Below are 18,494 nucleotides of genomic sequence, written 5' to 3'. Positions count from 1 at the left end.
ATGGAAAAAAAGAGTCCTTTTCTGGAACGCTGGTTCCCTCATCCATTTGTTTCGGTCATCGTTGGTTTGAGCTGGGTGATGCTAGCACATAGTGTTTCAGCTGATAATATTCTAATCGCCATTATTCTGGCTATTTTGATTCCACGTCTAGTGCAACCCTTTATTACCCGCACTCCCCATATTCACTGGAAACACGCAATTCATCTGTTCTTTGTGGTGCTCTGGGACATTGTTATTTCAAATATCCGTGTCGCAAAATTGGTACTAGGGCCTACAGATCGGTTGCATCCCAAATGGTATCGTGTGCCTTTGGAAACTCAGCATGAACAGGTCAACAGTATTTTGGCGATGATTATCACGACTACACCCGGCACGGTATCTGCGGGCATAGATCAGGAACGTGGTGATATTCTGGTGCATTCACTTAGTACAGATAATGAAGAACTGGATATTCAAGAAATTAAATCGCGTTATGAAGCGCCACTAATGGCTATTTTTGATGTCAAAGCAGGTGAAGGAGGACAGGCATGATTATATTACCCTATGCGTTGGGCATTTGTATGATCGCAATTACTATTTCTATGTTTCTGTGCCTGATTCGCCTCGTGATTGGTCCTTCAATAGTGGATCGACTACTCGCTTTAGACACGTTATTTCTCAATGCCACCTGCTTAGTCGTGGTTTTAGGCATTTACTGGACCAGTACCAATTTATTTGAAGGGGCACTTTTAATTGCCATGTTGGGTTTCGTATCTACAGCCGCGCTGGCACGTTATTTTACTACGGGTCATGTGATCGATTAGGAGAGGCATCATGCAACTATTTATGGAAATTCTGGTGTCATTCTTTCTGTTAGTCGGTGCTTTTTTTATGCTGGTCGGTGGAATTGGCATGATTCGCCTACCCGACTTGTTCATGCGCCTCCATGCACCCACCAAATCCAGTACACTCGGTTTAGGTAGTTTTTTGTTGGCATCCATTGTCTACTCAGCTTTTCATGGTCGTTTTGGTTTCTCAGAACTTTTAATCACATTACTGGCTTTTATTACCGCACCTGTTTCAGCAAATTTAATGGCACAGGCAGCCTTGCATCTGCGCTTACGCTCTTTAAGTGGCGAGGTTCCTGAAACCCTGAATCGTCCATTACCGTGGGATCGTTATTCTTTTTTAAATCGTCGAAGGAATTCCACTTCTGACTCTCATTCAAAAACGCCCAAAGAGTGAATATCGACATAAATAAAAATGCCACCCGAAGGTGGCATTTTTATTTATTCAGAATCATCTTCTTTTTTATGTTCAGGTAAGTCCTGTACTGCTTTTTCAATCAGACCAAACATGTAATTGCCATAAGCATTTGTTTTGTCATAATGAAAACGCAAGCGTGGGGTTACACGTGTTTTGATACGACGACTCAATTCCTGACGCAAAAATCCAGAAGCTTTATTTAAAATATCTAAAGTTTCCTGATGAGCAATTTCATTTTGGTCATCTGCCAGTTCACGCCCCATCACTGTGACATAAACGTCTGCATATCCCAAATCTGGACTCACCTTAACACCTGAGATAGTCACTAGACCACCCAGACGTGGATCTTTTAACTCCTGACGGATTAGCTCAGACAACTCACGTTGTACTGAATCCGCCATGCGTTTCAAGCGTTGTCCACCCGCCATTAAAGACTCCGTTTCACCATTTGTACATCATACACTTCGATCTTATCGAGTGGTTTGATGTCATTATAACCTTTCACCGCTAGACCACATTCCATACCTGCGCGAACTTCATCGACCACATCTTTATAACGACGTAATGATTCAAGCTCACCTTGGAATACCACGACATCATCACGAAGGACACGAATTGGTTTATTACGGTGAATTACACCTTCCATCACCATACAACCTGCCGCAGCGCCGAACTTGCTTGAACGGAATACTTCACGAACCTGAGCCACACCCAGAATCGTTTCACGATGTTCAGGCGCAAGCTTACCGCTCATAGCATTCTTCACATCATCAATCAATTCATAGATAATGCTATAGTAACGAATGTCGATACCATCTTGATCGCTCTTTTGACGAGCAGTGGTATCAGCACGGACGTTAAATCCGAGTAATACAGCTTCTGAAGATTCTGCAAGGGTAACGTCAGATTCAGTGATTGCACCTACACCTGAACTAATCACACGTACTTTAACTTCATCAGTTGAAAGCTCATCTAAAGCCACAGTTAAGGCTTCCAAAGTACCACGAACGTCTGCTTTTAAGATGACATTCACTGCTGGCACATCTTTTTTGCCCATAGAGGCCATGATATTTTCAAGACGCATTGCACTTTGACGATCAATACGTTTTTGACGCTCACGATCCGCACGCGCATCAGCCACTTCACGTGCTTTTTTCTCGTCATTTACAACAAGAACTTCGTCACCGGCCATTGGCGCATCGGGTAAACCTAAAATTTCGACAGGAATTGATGGACCTGCCGATTTAATAGGTTGGCCATTTTCATCAGACATGGCACGTACACGACCATAAGACGAACCTGCCAGCACAAGATCACCAATATTCAGCGTACCATTTTGTACCAGAATCGAAGTGACTGCACCACGACCTTTATCAACACGCGCTTCAATCACGACGCCCTGAGCAGCACCTTCACTTGATGCTTTGAGTTCCATCAATTCAGCTTGGATCAAGATTAGGTCAAGTAATTCATCAATCCCCTGCCCAGAATGTGCTGAAACCATTGCAACTGGCACATCACCGCCCCATTGTTCAGGAACAATCTGTTTCGTGGTTAATTCATTCAAGACACGATCTGGATCAGCTGATTCTTTATCCATCTTGTTGATAGCAACAATAATCGGTGTACCCGCTGCACGCGCATGATCAATGGCCTCTGCCGTTTGTGGCATCACACCATCATCAGCAGCAACAACCAAGACAACGATATCCGTTGCTTTAGCACCACGTGAACGCATTGCAGTAAATGCTGCATGTCCTGGAGTATCAAGGAAAGTAATAATTCCCTTATCAGTTTCAACGTGATACGCACCAATATGCTGGGTAATACCACCAGCTTCACCAGCCGCCACTTTAGAACGACGGATACGATCTAGCAATGAAGTTTTACCATGATCGACGTGACCCATGATCGTAACAACTGGAGGACGAGTCGTTTGCTCACCACGTGCTTCTTCAGCAGCAACAAGTAAATTATCTTCAGCTTGCGTATCAGAAACTAAAACTGGATTGTGGCCCAACTCTTCTACAACAAGTACCGCTGTATCTTGATCAATTGCCTGATTCTGAGTAACCAATTCACCCATTTTCATGAGTGTTTTAATAACTTCACGAACTTTAATCGCCATTTTTTGTGCTAAATCGGCAACAATGATTTTCTCACCGATCTCAACATCATAAATTTGCTTTTTAACAGGTTTTTCAAAACCGTGTTTATTCGCCTGACTAGTTTTTAAACCACGTTTATGATGGCTTTTGCTAAAGCTCTGTTCAGCTTGCGCATCACCACCACGACCGCCTTTTTTACCCGCACGTGGATTGGTGGTTGCACCACCACGTTTGATTTCACGGTCTTCCTGATTAAAGGAATCTTCATAAGCCTGTCCTACAAGACCAGCAGCCAATGGAGAATCATCAATCACACGAATGGTCGCACCTGTATCGTCATTTGAATATTTCGATGCCATTTGACGCATTTGCTCAAGTGTACGCTGTTGCGCTTCTTCAGCTGCTTTACGACGAACGGCTTCTTCAGTTGCTTTCAACTTCGCAGATTCAGCTTCACGTGCCTTTTTCTGTTCAGCCGTTTCAGTCGGTTTTACAACAATTGGCTTAATCGGCTTATTAGTTGAACGACGCTTAACTACAACTTCTGTAGTCGAAGTCTCAGCTTTCACTGTTTCTTTCTTCTGAGCAGCGCGCATCGCATCTAATGTTGCTTGTGCTTTATTTTCAGCTTTTTCACGAGGTTGCGGAGTCGCTTGCTGGTTTACTTTTTCATCAGCACGAACCTTTGCTTCAGCTTCAACACGTGCTTTGGCTTCAGCCGCAATCTGTTCAGGATTTGGCTTGGTAAACGTATGTTTCTTACGAACTTCTACGTTAATGGTTTTCGCCTTACCTGAAGTACTGGCAACTTTTGCTGTACTGGTTGTTTTACGTTTCAACGTGATTTTTCCTGCGCCACTGGCATCTTGGCCGTGTACCTTTTTCAAATGGTTCACAAGCGTATCTTGTTGCTCAGTGGTAATAGTGTCATTTGCGTTACGCTGTGGTAGACCTGCTTCACGAACCTGTTCTAGAAGCTTGTCGACAGGACGACCAACTGTTTGAGCCAAGTCTTGAATCGTTTTGTCTGTCATACGCTACTCCTTAGTTAAACCATGATTCGCGTGCTTTCATAATGAGCTGACCCGCTTTTTCGTCACCAAGGCCTTCAATATCAGAGATATCGTCGGTCGCCTGATCGGCCAAATCATCGACTGTAATCACACCACGCGCTGCAAGGGCATAAGCAAGCTCCTGAGTCATTCCTTCCATTTCCAGAAGTTCTGCACTTGGTTCCTGAATATTTTCTTGCTGTTTTAATGCATCTGTTAATGCGGCTTCTTTTGCACGACTTTGTAATAACTCGACCAAATCAGCATCAAGTTCAATTTCGTCAAAAGTTTCAGCTGGTACATAGGCAATTTCTTCAAGTGAAGTAAAGCCCATTTCAACCAATGCCATTGCTAAATCTTCTTCAATATCCAGACGTTCTACAAACATATCCAGATATTGTTGTGCTTCGTTTTGTTGACGCGCACGGTATTCATCTTCCAGCATCATGTCGAGTTTATAACCCGTCAATTCAGACGCCAGACGTACATTTTGTCCCTGAGAACCAATCGCACGAGCCAATTGATCATTGGTTGCAAAGATAATGTCTGCACTGCGTGCATCTTCATCTAATACAATGCCTGATACATCAGCAGGCTCCAAAGCACTGGCGATATATTGCGCAGGATCATCTGACCACACCACAACATCGATACGCTCACCGTTCAACTCAGACTGTACTGCCTGAATACGAGTACCACGCATCCCAATACATGCACCGACTGGGTCAATACGATGATCATTGGTTTTTACTGCAATTTTGGCACGCACACCTGGCTGACGTGCTGCTGCTTTAATTTCGATGATTTCTTCAGAAATTTCAGGAATTTCTTTTTTCATCAAGGCAATCAGCATTTCAGGTTTAGCGCGTGATAACAATAATTGCGCACCACGACCTTCACGGTTGACGCTATAAAGAATCGCATTCATCCGTTGTTTTGGACGAAGCATTTCTTTTGGAATCATTTCTTCACGAGCCAAATAAGCTTCTGCGTTATCACCCAAATCGATGATAAAACCGTCTTTGGTTTGTTTTTTTACTTCACCGTAAATCAGTTCGCCTACTTTGGCTTCATAAGCATCCGCCACTAAAGCACGTTCTGCTTCACGAATTTTTTGGACGATTACTTGTTTGGCGATTTGAGCTGCAATACGACCAAACTCAATCGATTCAACTTCGAGTTCGCGTATATCACCAATTGACCATTGTGAAGGATCTAAATCAGAAATCGCATCCTGACAAGCTGGCATTTCATGGTCTTCATCAGCAACAACTGTCCACTGACGGAAAGTACGATAGTCACCAGTCTTACGGTCAATTTCAACACGTAACTGTGCTTCTTCAGAGTTTGTGCCTTCGTAAAATTTCTTCTTCGTTGCAGCAACCAGTGCCTGTTCTAATGCCTCGAAGATTGCTTCACGACTAACACCTTTTTCATTACTAACCGTTTCCACAACGGTAAGAATTTCACGGCTCATAAGTCACCTACAGATTCTTATAAATTTAAATGAATTTAGTCCTGATAGATCAAGTTTGCTTTATCAATATTATGACTATCAATTTCAAGCACGTGGTTGCCTTCAACTTCGACTTGAATAACTTCATTTTCAAGATCAACACTGAGCAATTTTGCCTGGAATTTACGACGATTTTCAACCGCAGTAATTAATCGTAATGCGACTTGCTGACCAATATAAGCAGGCATTTGTTCAAGTTGAAAAAAAGGACGATCCCAACCTGGAGATGATACTTCCAGCGCATATTCACCAGAAATTGGATCATGCACATCTAACATTGCGCCGACCTGTTGCGTTACAAGCACACAGTCTTGCACACCAATACCACGCCCCTGTTCAAGCTCACCATCTTCATTGATAACAGGTTCAGCACTTTCATCGATGTTTTTATCGATATAAATACGCAATAAAGAACGTTTACCTTGAGGAATAAATTCAATCCCCCACAGATCAACATTACAAGCCTGCACTGCGGGTGCAATTAAATCATGCAGTGCTTGAGTTTTATTTGATAGCTTCATTTACTCTCGTCATTCTCGCGCGGTTCAATCGGCTCACAGCCAATTCAGACTAATCTATAGTGAAGCATGACTATTTCACCTTTACGACAGCTTATGTCTTGTGTCACCGCTACACGATAGCCAATAAAAAAGGGCGTTAAATCGCCCCTATATTTTACACAGAAAACTATAGCTCACTGTGCAAAAAGGCCCACCTATTTGTGAGCCCTCTTAGAAACTTGGTAGCGGGAGCTGGATTTGAACCAACGACCTTCGGGTTATGAGCCCGACGAGCTACCAGACTGCTCCATCCCGCATCAACGTGCAAACATTATATACAATTATCAAAAAAAGTCAATTTTAATAATTGCTGACTAAGTTGTTGCCCTTAGTCATTTAAAGATGTAACTCAGCTAAATTTAATGAGTATTACTACACTTTAAAACTTAGTATTGGTAGAGAATATTAGGTTTAAACTAACATCCTTTGATGCTTTTATGAAAATTTGAACCTAATGGATCAAAATACCATTTTCACACCAGTTACACTTTTAAAACTTGGTAGCGGGAGCTGGATTTGAACCAACGACCTTCGGGTTATGAGCCCGACGAGCTACCAGACTGCTCCATCCCGCATCAACATCACTGCAACACCAACTTTCTTTCTGGATCAAGTTGGTGCGGAAGGGGGGACTTGAACCCCCACGCCCGAAGGCACTACCACCTCAAGGTAGCGTGTCTACCAATTCCACCACCACCGCAGCTTGTGGGAGGCATTCTAGTCGCTTCAACTATAAAAAGAAAGCGTTAATTCTAATTATTCACTCGTTTTTGGTGCAGTTGGCGAAGTTTCAGGCGATGTTGGTTGCTGAACAGGTGCAGTTTGTACAGATTGTAAGCTATAAGCCTCTGTCGTTTGCTTTTTGGCAAAAACAGCCAACGTTAAACTGGTAATAAAAAACAGGGCAGTAAAGATAGCCGTCAAACGGGTCAGGAAGTTACCTGAACCAGAAGCACCGAATACGGTTGCAGCACCACCACCACCAAATGAAGCACCCGCATCTGCACCTTTGCCGTGCTGAACCAGCACCAGTGCAATAATCAAAATTGCGAGAATAATGTGTACGACCAGCACAAAAGTATGCATGCTGAACTCCTATTGTTTTGATTGGGCAAATGCTTGAGCAATTTGATAAAATGATTGTGCGTTTAACGAAGCACCACCGACCAATGCCCCATTAATGTCTGGACAAGCCGCTAACTCTACCGCATTCTCGGGTTTAACACTACCGCCATACAACAGGGCAATTTTTGCACCATGTTCCGTAATCTGGCATAAACCTTCACGAATTTTAGCATGCATTGTCTGCGCATCTTGCGGTGAAGCTGTTTTTCCAGTACCAATGGCCCAGATCGGCTCGTATGCAATTACGATTTGTGTTGACCATTGTTCAGGACTTACTACACTGGCAATATCACAGATTTGCTGTAAAACCACCTGTTCTGCCAAACCTTGCTCACGCTGTTCAAGGCTTTCACCCACACAGTAAACAACAGTCATGCCAGCCTGAAGTGAATTGTGGAGTTTCGCTTTTAAAATTTCAACTGAATCACCCAACAAGTCACGACGTTCAGAATGACCAATTAATACATATTGAATCTGGCTGTCTACCAAAAGTTCAGCACTAATTTCACCCGTATAAGCACCTGTTCCTGCAAAACGAGAAACATCCTGAGCAACAGTATAAATAGGACGCAATGCTAAATTTAAGGCTTGATGCGTACGATCCAGTGCAATAGAGGTAGGTGCAACCCCAATATGGCAAGCCTCAGAATCAATTTCGGACTGCGCCAATAAAGTTATAAATTGTTGAATGAGTTGTGTGGCATCAGATTGTATTGGGTTCATTTTCCAATTGCCAACTACCCAAGGAATAATAGTCGAACCCGACATACTGCTAACCTTTTATCGAAAATGCTGCATATTCTACACGCATTTTAGGCAAACTTAGAATGTTTTCTTTTTGCAATAAATACAAAAATAGATAAAACAAATTATTTATAAAACACCAATTCCTGTGATGTTGTAAAAAAAATGATCCAAAAAATCGACCAGTTCAAATTTTAGACCATGAATACGGCAGAAAATGCATTTTATGAGGTAGTAATTTCCCTCAACAAAAGTATAATTTTTACCATATCAATTATAAACATATTGCGATAAGGCAGACGGATGTCAGTATTACAAACATCTCCAAAATTTTCGGGGTTTATTCGGCGGCTGGTTGAAGACGGACGTGTAAGTGCGGCAACCATGCAAACCGCCATCGATACTGCAAAAAAATCGAAGCAGGATATCGTTGCATATATTATCGAGCATATGGGAATTTCAGCTTTAACTGTAGCTGAAACCATTTCTATTGAATTTGGGGAACCTCTTTTTGATCTGGCAGTTTATGACACTGCTTTACTGCCACGTGAATTAGTTGATGAAAAGCTGATTCAGAAACATCATGTCGTACCGCTCATCCATCGCGGGCACGTCCTTTATGTGGCAACCAGTAACCCTACCAATATTGAAGCTCTGGATGCTGTTCGCTTTAACAGTAAACTTAATATTGAGCCAATTATTGTTGAACATGACAAGCTTGCCCGATTACTGGAAAAAGAGTTTGCAGAAAGCGACAATTTTGCCTTTGATGGAGAAGACTTTGATATTGATGTTCATGTAGAAGAAGTCAATCCAGATGAAGATTCAGATGACGAACCACCACAAGGCGATGAAGCTCCAATTGTAAAATATATCAATAAATTATTGGTTGATGCGATTCGTATGGGAGCATCGGATTTGCATTTTGAACCTTATGAAAAAATGTATCGGGTACGTTATCGAGTCGATGGGGTCTTGCGCCAGATTGCCAATCCCCCGCTTCAGTTGGCCACACGAATTGCGTCACGTTTAAAAGTCATGTCGCAAATGGACATTTCTGAAAAACGGGTTCCACAAGATGGTCGTATCAAGCTTAAACTCTCTAAAACCAAAGCGATCGATTTCCGTGTCAACTCTTTACCTACCTTATTTGGTGAGAAGCTGGTACTGCGTATTTTAGATCCATCGAGTGCCATGTTGGGTATTGATGCGCTGGGTTATGAAGAAGAACAAAAAGCATTGTTCATGGATGCGCTAGATAAACCTCAAGGTATGCTGCTGATTACAGGGCCTACAGGTTCTGGTAAAACAGTTTCACTTTATACAGGTTTAAATATTCTAAATACGGAAAATTCGAATATTTCAACTGCCGAAGATCCTGTCGAAATTAACCTTGAAGGCATCAATCAGGTCAATGTTAATCCGAAAGTCGGATTAACCTTTGCCGCCGCATTAAAATCTTTTTTACGTCAAGACCCTGATATTATTATGGTGGGGGAGATTCGTGATCTGGAAACAGCAGAAATTGCAATTAAAGCTGCTCAAACGGGTCATATGGTAATGTCAACGCTGCATACTAACAGCGCGCCAGAAACTTTAACCCGTTTACGCAATATGGGAGTTCCCTCTTTTAACATTGCAACTTCAGTGAATCTGGTGATTGCACAGCGTCTGGCACGGCGCCTATGTAGTCAATGCAAGCAACCTGTCGAAATTCCAAAAAATAGTTTGCTTGAGATGGGCTTTACTGAACAGGATCTGACGCATCCAGATTTTCAGATTTACCAACCCATTGGATGCCCTGAATGTCGCGAGGGTTATAAAGGTCGTGTGGGGATTTATGAAGTCATGAAAGTTACACCTGAAATTTCGAAAATTATTATGGAAGATGGTAATGCACTAGAAATAGCAGCAGCATCAGAAAAACTGGGGTTTAATAATCTTCGTCGTTCAGGTCTTAGAAAGGTGATGCAAGGGGTAACTTCTTTACAGGAAGTCAACCGAGTCACCAGTGAATAAAAGCGGATTCTAAAAATAAGGACAGCACAATGGCAGTCAAAAAAGCGCAAATGATGCCGACTTTTGCTTATGAAGGGGTTGACCGCAAAGGGGTCAAAATCAAGGGTGAATTACCAGCGCGGAATATGGCTCTGGCAAAAGTTACTCTACGTAAACAAGGCGTTAATATTAAGACCATTCGAGAAAAGCGTAAAAATATTCTGGAAGGGTTATTTAAGAAAAAAGTGTCCACTCTGGATATTACGATTTTTACCCGACAACTTGCCACTATGATGAAAGCAGGCGTACCGCTGGTACAAGGCTTTGAAATTGTAGCAGAAGGTCTTGAAAACCCATCCATGCGTGATGTGGTTTTAGGAATAAAGAACGAAGTAGAAGGCGGTAATACTTTTGCAGGGGCATTACGCAAATATCCCCAATATTTTGACAACTTGTTTTGTTCACTGGTTGAATCAGGTGAACAATCAGGTGCACTTGAAACCATGCTAGATCGTGTCGCGATCTATAAGGAAAAAAGTGAACTGCTAAAACAGAAAATTAAGAAAGCCATGAAATATCCGATTACCGTCATAGTTGTAGCGGTCATCGTGACAATTATCCTGATGGTAAAAGTAGTTCCTGTGTTTCAGGATTTGTTTAGTTCATTTGGTGCAGATTTGCCTGCTTTCACTCAGATGGTCGTCAATATGTCAAAATGGATGCAGTCTTACTGGTTCATTATGATTATAGTGATTGGGGTAATTATTGCTGGTTTTCTTGAAGCCAAGAAACGTAGCAAGAAATTCCGCGATGGCTTAGATAAACTCGCATTAAAATTACCGATTTTCGGTGATCTGGTATATAAAGCCATTATTGCCCGTTATAGCCGTACTTTGGCCACCACTTTTGCAGCGGGTGTGCCATTGATTGATGCGTTGGAATCGACTGCTGGCGCAACCAATAATGTGGTGTATGAAGAAGCTGTGATGAAAATTCGTGAAGATGTCTCTACAGGACAGCAGCTCCAATTTGCTATGCGCGTTTCTAACCGTTTCCCTTCTATGGCCATTCAAATGGTTGCAATTGGTGAAGAATCTGGTGCTCTGGATGCTATGCTAGACAAAGTCGCAACGCACTATGAAAACGAAGTCGATAATGCTGTAGATGGATTAACTTCAATGATGGAGCCATTGATTATGGCCATTCTTGGTGTGTTAGTTGGTGGTTTGGTCATCGCCATGTATCTTCCAATTTTCCAGATGGGTTCAGTGGTTTAATGCTCGAAATTCTCAATTATTTCATTCAGAATCCAACTGCACTGTATCTTGCAGTTGGAGTTTTTAGCTTGTGTGTCGGTAGTTTCCTGAATGTCGTCATCTATCGAACCCCGAAAATGATGGAACAGGAGTGGCATGCAGAATGTCAGATGTTGTTACACCCCGATCAAGCGATCATTGATCAAAGTAAACTTAGTTTAAGCTCACCACCCTCAACTTGCCCTAAATGTCATCACCCTATTCGCTGGTATCAAAATATCCCTTTGTTTAGTTGGTTTTTTTTAAGAGGGAAATGTGGCAATTGTCAAAATCCAATCAGTATTCGCTACCCGCTCATCGAATTGCTAACCATGCTGTGTTCGTTGATGGTTGTAGCTGTCTTTGGCCCAAGCCTTCAAATGCTGTTTGGTCTTGTTTTAACTTGGGTATTGATTGCCCTGACTTTTATTGATTTTGATACTCAACTCTTACCTGATCGTTTTACTCTTACCCTTGCAGCGTTAGGACTTGGCATAAATGCTTATAGTATTTATGTTTCACCTATTGCCGCTATCTGGGGGTATTTGATTGGCTTTTTATGTCTATGGATTGTCTATTATTTATTTAAGATCATCACAGGCAAAGAAGGCATGGGTTATGGCGATTTTAAGCTTCTTGCTGCACTCGGGGCATGGATGGGGCCATTGATGCTGCCTTTAATCGTATTATTATCCTCAATGGTGGGTGCGATTATTGGCATTATTTTGTTAAAAATTCGCAAGGAAAATCAACCTTTTGCTTTTGGCCCCTATATTGCTATTGCAGGCTGGATCGCTTTTTTATGGGGTGAGAAAATTATGAAAGTCTATCTGGGAGGCTAATATGAGCTTCATTCTAGGCTTAACAGGTGGCATTGGTAGCGGCAAATCCGCTGCCAGTCAATGGTTTGAAAATCAAGGGATTGATGTAATAGATGCCGATGTAGTGGCCAGAGAAGTCGTTGAAATTGGTCAACCTGCACTTCAGAAAATCCATGAAAGCTTTGGCAACTGGGTTATCAATCCTGATGGTAGCTTGAATCGCCGAGCCTTAAGAGAACATATTTTTCAGAATCCCTCTGCCCGACACCAGTTAGAACAGATTACCCATCCCGCCATTCGCCAATCCATTATGCAACAGCTACACGCTGCCAAGAGTCCATATGTGATTCTCGTTTCACCGTTGTTATTTGAAACAGATCAACATAAACTCACGAATCGTACCCTGCTGATTGACGCCAGTGAAGCAACTCAAATCGAACGTGCCAGCCAACGTGATGGTCAGAATTCAGAACAAATTAAAAAAATTATAGCCGCACAAATGCCCCGCGAAAGAAAACGTGAGATGGCCGATGATAGGGTGATTAATGATGGACATTTAGATCATCTATATCAGCAACTTGCAGTTTTACACCAAGATTATCTGGAACGTTCCTGATCTTTCTGATGTTCCAATTGTAGCGTTAAAGTATCTTTAAACCGCCAACGCCAAGGTTGTAAAGCACCGATGCCCATACCAATTAGGCCACAAGCAATTGCAGGGCTTAAGGGTTCACCCAATAATGGCACAGCAACCACCGCTGCAATAAAAGGAGCAAGTGTTACAATGCTGCCCGTCTTAAACGCCCCTAGACGCTCAATTGCTGCGACATAGGTAATTGTGGCAATGATCACCACAAAAACCCCATGAAATAAGCCTTGAATTGCCAGATGCAGTGGCTCAACCTCTTGATAATGTTTTGGGAGAAATAACACATAGATCGGCAAATAAATAAGTGCTGACCAAATCGCAACACTCGCCATTGAATGCCATGCAGAAAGTTTCCACTGTTTTAATAAAACCGTAAAAACACCCCACCAGATCGCACTGACCACAAATAAAATATCACCGACACCAAAATGAGACTGTTGATTTCGAGACATCAAATAACTCATAGCCGCAATGGCTGCCAGCATAATGCCAACACTCCACCACGTATGCCGATCAAAAGGTTGCTTGAATAATAGATAAGCTGCAAGTGCGGTGCACAGCGGAATACAGCCATTTAAGAAAATTGCTGCATGTGCTGCAGGCGCAAAAAGAAAGGCGCTATAGGCAGTAAGACAATAGCCCACTCCCCCGATCAACGCCAAAATCACAGAATGCTTTTTCCATAAAAAATTCAAATCTTTTTTATAGATTAAAATGGGCATCAAAATCACAAAAGCAATGGCGAAGCGAAGTGCAGTAATATCCCAAGCACTAATATGCCACTGTGCATTTAAACGGGAAAAAATAGTAAAACCACCCCAAATGCACATGGTGATGGCAATACAAATATAGCCTTGAGATCGCGGTGACATGGCTCTCTTTTACCAATGGTGCTGATCGAAATATGTTTAAACAGGGTGGCGCTGACGATTTGCCTCATAAAGTGCCATACCAGTTGCCACACTCACATTCAAGCTTTGTAAGTTACCCGTCATTGGAATATAAACGGTTTGATCACATTGTGACTGGGTGATCGGACGTAATCCAGTATCCTCTGCACCCATTACGATCACCACCCCACCACTCAAATCACATTTTTGAATAGGTAATGCCTTTTCATCCAGCATCGTACCGATTACTCGCAGATAAAATTGTTCTTTGACGTGAGCTAATGTCCGCGCAAGATTAGTCACCTGGATAAACTTAACCTTTTCTGCACCACCTGCTGCAACTTTACGGGCAGTTGGAGTCAAGCCCGCGGAACGATCTCGTGGCACAACTACAGCTTGCACACCCATTGCTGCGGCAGTACGAATACATGCACCCAGATTATGCGGGTCTGTGACTTGATCCAATGCTAAAAGTAATGCGTCAGGGATTTCTTCTAAGAGTTGGTCCAGATCTTTTTCATTTAATGTTGGATGCGGACGAACAGCTGCCACCACCCCCTGATGAAATGGTAATCCTGCCAGTTTTTCCAGACTGTCGCGACTGGCTTTTTGCACACTAATGCCAAAAGGCTCAGCTAATTCCAGAATCTTCTGTAAGCGCTGGTCATCTCGCCCTTTTAGGGTAAATAAAGTCAAGACACGCTCAGGCTCAATCTCAAGCAATGACTCGACCGAATGTACGCCATAATAATATTCTGGTTTCGCCATGCCCGACCTCTATATCGACTTTATTTGACTCAAAATAAAAATCCCGTAAAGCCAACTTCACAGGATTTCTTGATTTACTGATCTATGCAGCTAGTTTAACCGATTTTAAGGCAAACAGGTTAGCCTTCTAAATGGCAAACGTAATCGAGCACATCATCTGTCTCAATTTTAAATAAGCTATTGCCAGGTACATAAAATGACTGACCTGCACGGAATAATTCACTTTCTGTACTGTCGGCAATTTTCACACGACATTCACCCGAAATAATTTCCATACGTTCAGGCACATGAGTTTCAAAGGTTAATGCCTGTTCACTTGGCAAAATCACGCCAAGTGTCTTTTTTGTCCCGTCTTCAAATTGAACTGTATGGCTAATGCACAAACCGCCAAAATAAACATTTGATTTTTTTACTACCGTTACATGATCAAACTGAGCTGAACTCATGCGTAACTCTCCAATTTCGCCGCATTTATATTAGGGGGTAATGACTGACGTAGTTTAATTCTGGGCAAATAACTAATCAATCTCTTTTATTCAGAGTCTGCTATCCAAGCAAATTTTATGCCTTTATCATTTTAGTTTTTATCCACACTTATACTCTAGCTGAGAGGTTTATCTCTTTTCATTCTCAATATTTTTAAAAAGTGATAGATGAACTCTTTTTCATTATTTTACAGTGAAACCAAGACAGTCTTATGACAAATTTGTAATACATGATCTGATTTGCGCAACATTTCTATTCGGTTTAAATCTTGCTAAACTGAATACGCAATCATATTGATGGTGTCATTTACTTATGGCATTTTATTAAGCTTATACCTTGTGGCTACGATAAAATTTATCTATCTTAAACAAAAAATACTGACGCTCTGGATGCGTGTATGCTGACTCATTTAACTCTGATTAATTTTGCGCTTGCTGATCATCTTGTACTCGATATTGAACAGGGATTTAATGTTTTAACAGGTGAAACAGGTGCGGGGAAATCCCTGCTGCTAGATGCGCTTTCTGCCTGTTTAGGAGAACGTACAGACACCAATTATGTCCGTTATGGCGCAGAAAAAGCCGACATTACGGCAAGTTTTAGTTATCAATCACAAAGTCCAGAGTCGTACTGGCTCAAAGAACATGAAATGGATGATGATAGTGGTGAAATTCATCTGCGCCGTGTAATTTTTGCCACAGGTCGTAGCAAAGCATGGATCAATGGCCGCCCAAGTAGTTTATCCGAACTAAAGGAAATTGGTCGGTTGCTGGTACAATTGTACAGCCAACATAGTCAGCAACAATTGCTTGAACCGCCGTATCCCAAGCATTGGTTAGATCGTTATCGTAATTTTTATCAGCCCGCACAGGACGTAAAGGATGCGCACCACACATGGCAAGCGACGATTCGTCAGCATCAGGCAGCATTAGATGCTCAGGCAACTCGCCAGCAGCGAATTCAAACACTAGAACTGCAACTGGAAGAAATTGAAGAGATTGTACAGACAGATTATAAAGAGATTGAACAGGAGTTTGATCGTCTAAGCCATCATGAACATATCATGCAGGATTGTGCTTATAGTTTGAATGCGTTAGATGAAGCAGAACCCAGTATTAATCAGGAATTGGCGTCTATTTTAAGACGGATTGAAACACATGCAGGTCGTAGTGAACATCTTTCTGAAATTTATAATTCAATCGTAAATGCGCAGAGTGAGCTGTCTGATGCGACAGCAAATCTACGCCAGTTTATGGACCGCCAAAGTTTTGATCCTGAACGGATGGAAGAATTAAATACACATTTGGAAGTCTTTCATCGACTGGCTCGCAAGTATCGTATTCAGCCAGAAGAACTCAAACAGGAATATGAACACTGGCAGCTTGAACTGGCCAAGCTTCATCAACTTGAAGACCCAGAAACTCTGGCTGAGCAAGTCGAAATTGCTCATCAGAGCTTTTTGGAAAAAGCCCAACATCTGGATCAAATCCGTCGAGAGGCCGCTATTCCCTTAGCCAAACAATTAACAGAGCAAGTCAAGCCATTAGCTCTACCTGAAGCACATTTTGAATTTAAGTTTGAACCATTGGAACAACCTAATGCCGAAGGTCTGAGCTTTATCCAGCTTTTATTCACGGCAAATAAAGGCATGCCTCCGCAACCTTTGGCACGTGTTGCTTCTGGCGGTGAATTATCACGTATTGCACTGGTCATGCAGGTGATGAATGCTGAAAAAACTGAGGCGGAAACACTCGTATTTGATGAAATTGATGTTGGAATTAGTGGAGGTACAGCTGAAGTGGTCGGCCGATTACTGGCAGATTTGGCACAACATGTGCAACTTCTGTGTATTACTCACCAACCACAAGTTGCAGCCCAGTCTGATCAGCATTTATTGGTGAAAAAGCAACAAACCGATCCTGCCAGCAGTACCATTATTGAGTTGGATGAACAACAACGGGTGCTTGAACTTGCCCGAATGTCAGGCGGTGTCGAAATTAATGACACCACATTACAACATGCTAAACAATTACGCCAACTTAAATTTCAACACAGTTAAATCTTTTTTAGCTCTTATTTCCCACCTTTTATCGCCCTCATTTTTCTGTAATAAATCACTGAAAAATGATTGGCGAAATCCATTTACTCTTGTATGTTGATAAGAACATCCTATATCGATACAAAAGCGACCACGTTTTAAGGAGAACCGCTTAGGTGACCAAACAATATTTGACACATCGTTGTCTAATTGCTCCTCCAGAAATGGCCGATGATTTTTTTGCAAATACCGTTATTTATTTGGCACGTCACGATGAAGAAGGTGCACAGGGTTTAATTATCAATCGTCCGTCTGGGATTCAGGTCAAAGAATTATTGAATGATCTGGATATTGATGCTGACCATGTACAACCTCATGAAGTGCTACAAGGCGGCCCTTTACGTCCTGAAGCGGGTTTTGTGCTACATACAGGACAGCCTACTTGGCATTCCTCAATTGCAGTCGGCGAAAATCTATGTATCACCACAAGTAAAGATATTCTGGATGCGATTGCTCATAACGAAGGTGTCGGTCGTTATCAAATTGCATTGGGTTATGCCAGTTGGAGTAAAAACCAGCTTGAAGGTGAAATTTCACGTGGCGACTGGCTGGTTTGTGATGCCGATATGGATCTGATCTTCAACTTACCTTATGACGTACGTTGGGATGCTGCTTACAAAAAGCTTGGCGTTGATCGTACATGGCTATCTTCTGAGATTGGTCATGCCTGAATCTGTAAGTACACAAATGATCATGGCCTTTGACTTTGGCACACAAAAGATGGGGATTGCCATAGGCCAATCAACCATTGAAAGTGCCAATCCCCTAGCCTTATTTCCCATGAAAGATGGAATTCCCAATTGGGATCAATTGCTCAAAATTGTAAAAGAATGGCAGCCAACTTTATTTCTGGTCGGGCTCCCTTTAAATATGGATGATTCTGAATCCGAGTTATCAACCCGAGCGCGTAAATTCGCACGGCGGTTACGTCACCAAACCCATATTGAAACCTGGATGGTCGATGAACGTCTGACTACGCGTGAAGCGCGCGATGAATTAGAAACTTATCACAATCAAGGACGTGGTAAACGCCTCTCTGCAGATAGTTTAGCTGCCGCGCTATTGATTCAAGGGTGGTATCGTTTACCGCAAGGAATTCAGCCCTAAAAAAATGGCTGATATCAATCAGCCATTTTTCT

The 18,494-nt window shown here is 42.2% G+C and carries 19 protein-coding genes and 3 tRNA genes; 10 read left to right on the top strand and 12 right to left on the bottom strand.

What is annotated here, in order from left to right:
- From IAE19_RS01570 to IAE19_RS01560, 3 genes are read left to right on the top strand one after another with little or no spacing between them, the layout of a single operon-like run.
- Nucleotides 1–531 carry a Na+/H+ antiporter subunit E gene (locus tag IAE19_RS01570; protein WP_200459180.1) on the top strand — a complete coding sequence of 177 codons (531 nt, stop codon included), beginning with the start codon at nt 1–3 and terminating at the stop codon, nt 529–531.
- The gene (locus tag IAE19_RS01565; protein ID WP_200459179.1) at nt 528–803 is read left to right on the top strand and encodes a monovalent cation/H+ antiporter subunit F; all 276 of its coding nucleotides are present in this window, start codon (nt 528–530) and stop codon (nt 801–803) included. The genes IAE19_RS01570 and IAE19_RS01565 overlap by 4 nt, the downstream gene beginning before the upstream one ends.
- 10 nt (nt 804–813) lie before the next feature.
- A complete protein-coding gene (locus IAE19_RS01560) occupies nt 814–1,224 on the top strand; it encodes a Na+/H+ antiporter subunit G (protein ID WP_200459178.1) in 411 nt (136 codons plus the stop codon).
- A 44-nt stretch (nt 1,225–1,268) separates the two neighbouring features.
- Here the strand turns inward: IAE19_RS01560 and IAE19_RS01555 are convergent, their stop codons facing one another.
- From IAE19_RS01555 to tpiA, 9 genes are all read right to left on the bottom strand, one after another.
- The gene (locus IAE19_RS01555) at nt 1,269–1,673 is read right to left on the bottom strand and encodes a ribosome-binding factor A (RefSeq protein ID WP_200459177.1); all 405 of its coding nucleotides are present in this window, start codon (nt 1,671–1,673) and stop codon (nt 1,269–1,271) included.
- Nucleotides 1,673–4,387, bottom strand: coding sequence for a translation initiation factor IF-2 (gene infB / locus IAE19_RS01550; RefSeq protein WP_200459176.1), 2,715 nt, complete (start codon nt 4,385–4,387; stop codon nt 1,673–1,675). Before infB ends, IAE19_RS01555 begins: the two co-directional genes overlap by 1 nt.
- A gap of 10 nt (nt 4,388–4,397) precedes the next feature.
- The gene (gene nusA, locus IAE19_RS01545) at nt 4,398–5,882 is read right to left on the bottom strand and encodes a transcription termination factor NusA (RefSeq protein WP_200459175.1); all 1,485 of its coding nucleotides are present in this window, start codon (nt 5,880–5,882) and stop codon (nt 4,398–4,400) included.
- 35 nt (nt 5,883–5,917) lie between these two features.
- The gene (gene rimP / locus IAE19_RS01540) at nt 5,918–6,442 is read right to left on the bottom strand and encodes a ribosome maturation factor RimP (RefSeq protein WP_200459174.1); all 525 of its coding nucleotides are present in this window, start codon (nt 6,440–6,442) and stop codon (nt 5,918–5,920) included.
- Between the two features lie 219 nt (nt 6,443–6,661).
- Nucleotides 6,662–6,738: transfer RNA gene (locus IAE19_RS01535), tRNA-Met, on the bottom strand.
- Between the two features lie 241 nt (nt 6,739–6,979).
- Nucleotides 6,980–7,056, bottom strand: a tRNA-Met gene (locus IAE19_RS01530).
- A gap of 40 nt (nt 7,057–7,096) precedes the next feature.
- Nucleotides 7,097–7,181, bottom strand: a tRNA-Leu gene (locus IAE19_RS01525).
- A 56-nt stretch (nt 7,182–7,237) separates the two neighbouring features.
- Complete coding sequence (gene secG, locus IAE19_RS01520; protein WP_200459173.1) at nt 7,238–7,567, bottom strand: preprotein translocase subunit SecG; 330 nt, start codon at nt 7,565–7,567, stop codon at nt 7,238–7,240.
- A 9-nt stretch (nt 7,568–7,576) separates the two neighbouring features.
- Nucleotides 7,577–8,374, bottom strand: a complete 798-nt coding sequence (tpiA, locus tag IAE19_RS01515) for a triose-phosphate isomerase (RefSeq protein WP_200459172.1) — start codon at nt 8,372–8,374, stop codon at nt 7,577–7,579.
- Nucleotides 8,375–8,653: 279 nt separating this feature from the next.
- Between tpiA and pilB the strand changes: the two genes are divergently transcribed.
- From pilB to coaE, 4 genes are read left to right on the top strand one after another with little or no spacing between them, the layout of a single operon-like run.
- Nucleotides 8,654–10,369 carry a type IV-A pilus assembly ATPase PilB gene (gene pilB / locus IAE19_RS01510; protein ID WP_200459171.1) on the top strand — a complete coding sequence of 572 codons (1,716 nt, stop codon included), beginning with the start codon at nt 8,654–8,656 and terminating at the stop codon, nt 10,367–10,369.
- Between the two features lie 29 nt (nt 10,370–10,398).
- On the top strand, nt 10,399–11,625 hold the full coding sequence (locus tag IAE19_RS01505) for a type II secretion system F family protein (RefSeq protein WP_200459170.1): 1,227 nt from the start codon (nt 10,399–10,401) through the stop codon (nt 11,623–11,625).
- Complete coding sequence (locus IAE19_RS01500) at nt 11,625–12,485, top strand: prepilin peptidase (protein WP_200459169.1); 861 nt, start codon at nt 11,625–11,627, stop codon at nt 12,483–12,485. The genes IAE19_RS01505 and IAE19_RS01500 overlap by 1 nt, the downstream gene beginning before the upstream one ends.
- A 1-nt stretch (nt 12,486) precedes the next feature.
- Nucleotides 12,487–13,080 carry a dephospho-CoA kinase gene (gene coaE, locus IAE19_RS01495; RefSeq protein ID WP_200459168.1) on the top strand — a complete coding sequence of 198 codons (594 nt, stop codon included), beginning with the start codon at nt 12,487–12,489 and terminating at the stop codon, nt 13,078–13,080.
- Here coaE and IAE19_RS01490 read toward each other — a convergent pair.
- The 3 genes from IAE19_RS01490 to IAE19_RS01480 form a co-directional block, all read right to left on the bottom strand.
- Nucleotides 13,062–13,985 (bottom strand): DMT family transporter, encoded by a 924-nt coding sequence (locus IAE19_RS01490; RefSeq protein WP_200459167.1) that lies wholly within the window; start codon nt 13,983–13,985, stop codon nt 13,062–13,064. The two genes, coaE and IAE19_RS01490, sit on opposite strands and share 19 nt — an antisense overlap.
- A 36-nt stretch (nt 13,986–14,021) precedes the next feature.
- Nucleotides 14,022–14,771, bottom strand: coding sequence for a 23S rRNA (guanosine(2251)-2'-O)-methyltransferase RlmB (rlmB, locus tag IAE19_RS01485; protein ID WP_200459166.1), 750 nt, complete (start codon nt 14,769–14,771; stop codon nt 14,022–14,024).
- A gap of 119 nt (nt 14,772–14,890) precedes the next feature.
- Nucleotides 14,891–15,217, bottom strand: a complete 327-nt coding sequence (locus IAE19_RS01480; RefSeq protein ID WP_004991681.1) for a pyrimidine/purine nucleoside phosphorylase — start codon at nt 15,215–15,217, stop codon at nt 14,891–14,893.
- A 437-nt stretch (nt 15,218–15,654) separates the two neighbouring features.
- Between IAE19_RS01480 and recN the strand changes: the two genes are divergently transcribed.
- From recN to ruvX, 3 genes are all read left to right on the top strand, one after another.
- The gene (gene recN, locus IAE19_RS01475; protein WP_200459165.1) at nt 15,655–17,316 is read left to right on the top strand and encodes a DNA repair protein RecN; all 1,662 of its coding nucleotides are present in this window, start codon (nt 15,655–15,657) and stop codon (nt 17,314–17,316) included.
- A gap of 155 nt (nt 17,317–17,471) precedes the next feature.
- Complete coding sequence (locus tag IAE19_RS01470) at nt 17,472–18,026, top strand: YqgE/AlgH family protein (protein WP_200459164.1); 555 nt, start codon at nt 17,472–17,474, stop codon at nt 18,024–18,026.
- Complete coding sequence (ruvX, locus tag IAE19_RS01465; protein ID WP_200459163.1) at nt 18,019–18,462, top strand: Holliday junction resolvase RuvX; 444 nt, start codon at nt 18,019–18,021, stop codon at nt 18,460–18,462. Before IAE19_RS01470 ends, ruvX begins: the two co-directional genes overlap by 8 nt.
- Nucleotides 18,463–18,494 lie beyond the last annotated feature (32 nt).

The sequence above is a fragment of the Acinetobacter sp. S40 genome (assembly GCF_016624705.1).
GTDB lineage: Bacteria > Pseudomonadota > Gammaproteobacteria > Pseudomonadales > Moraxellaceae > Acinetobacter.
The sequence above is the reverse complement of the archived record's forward strand: the minus strand, read 5'-3'. Positions and strand labels throughout refer to the sequence as shown.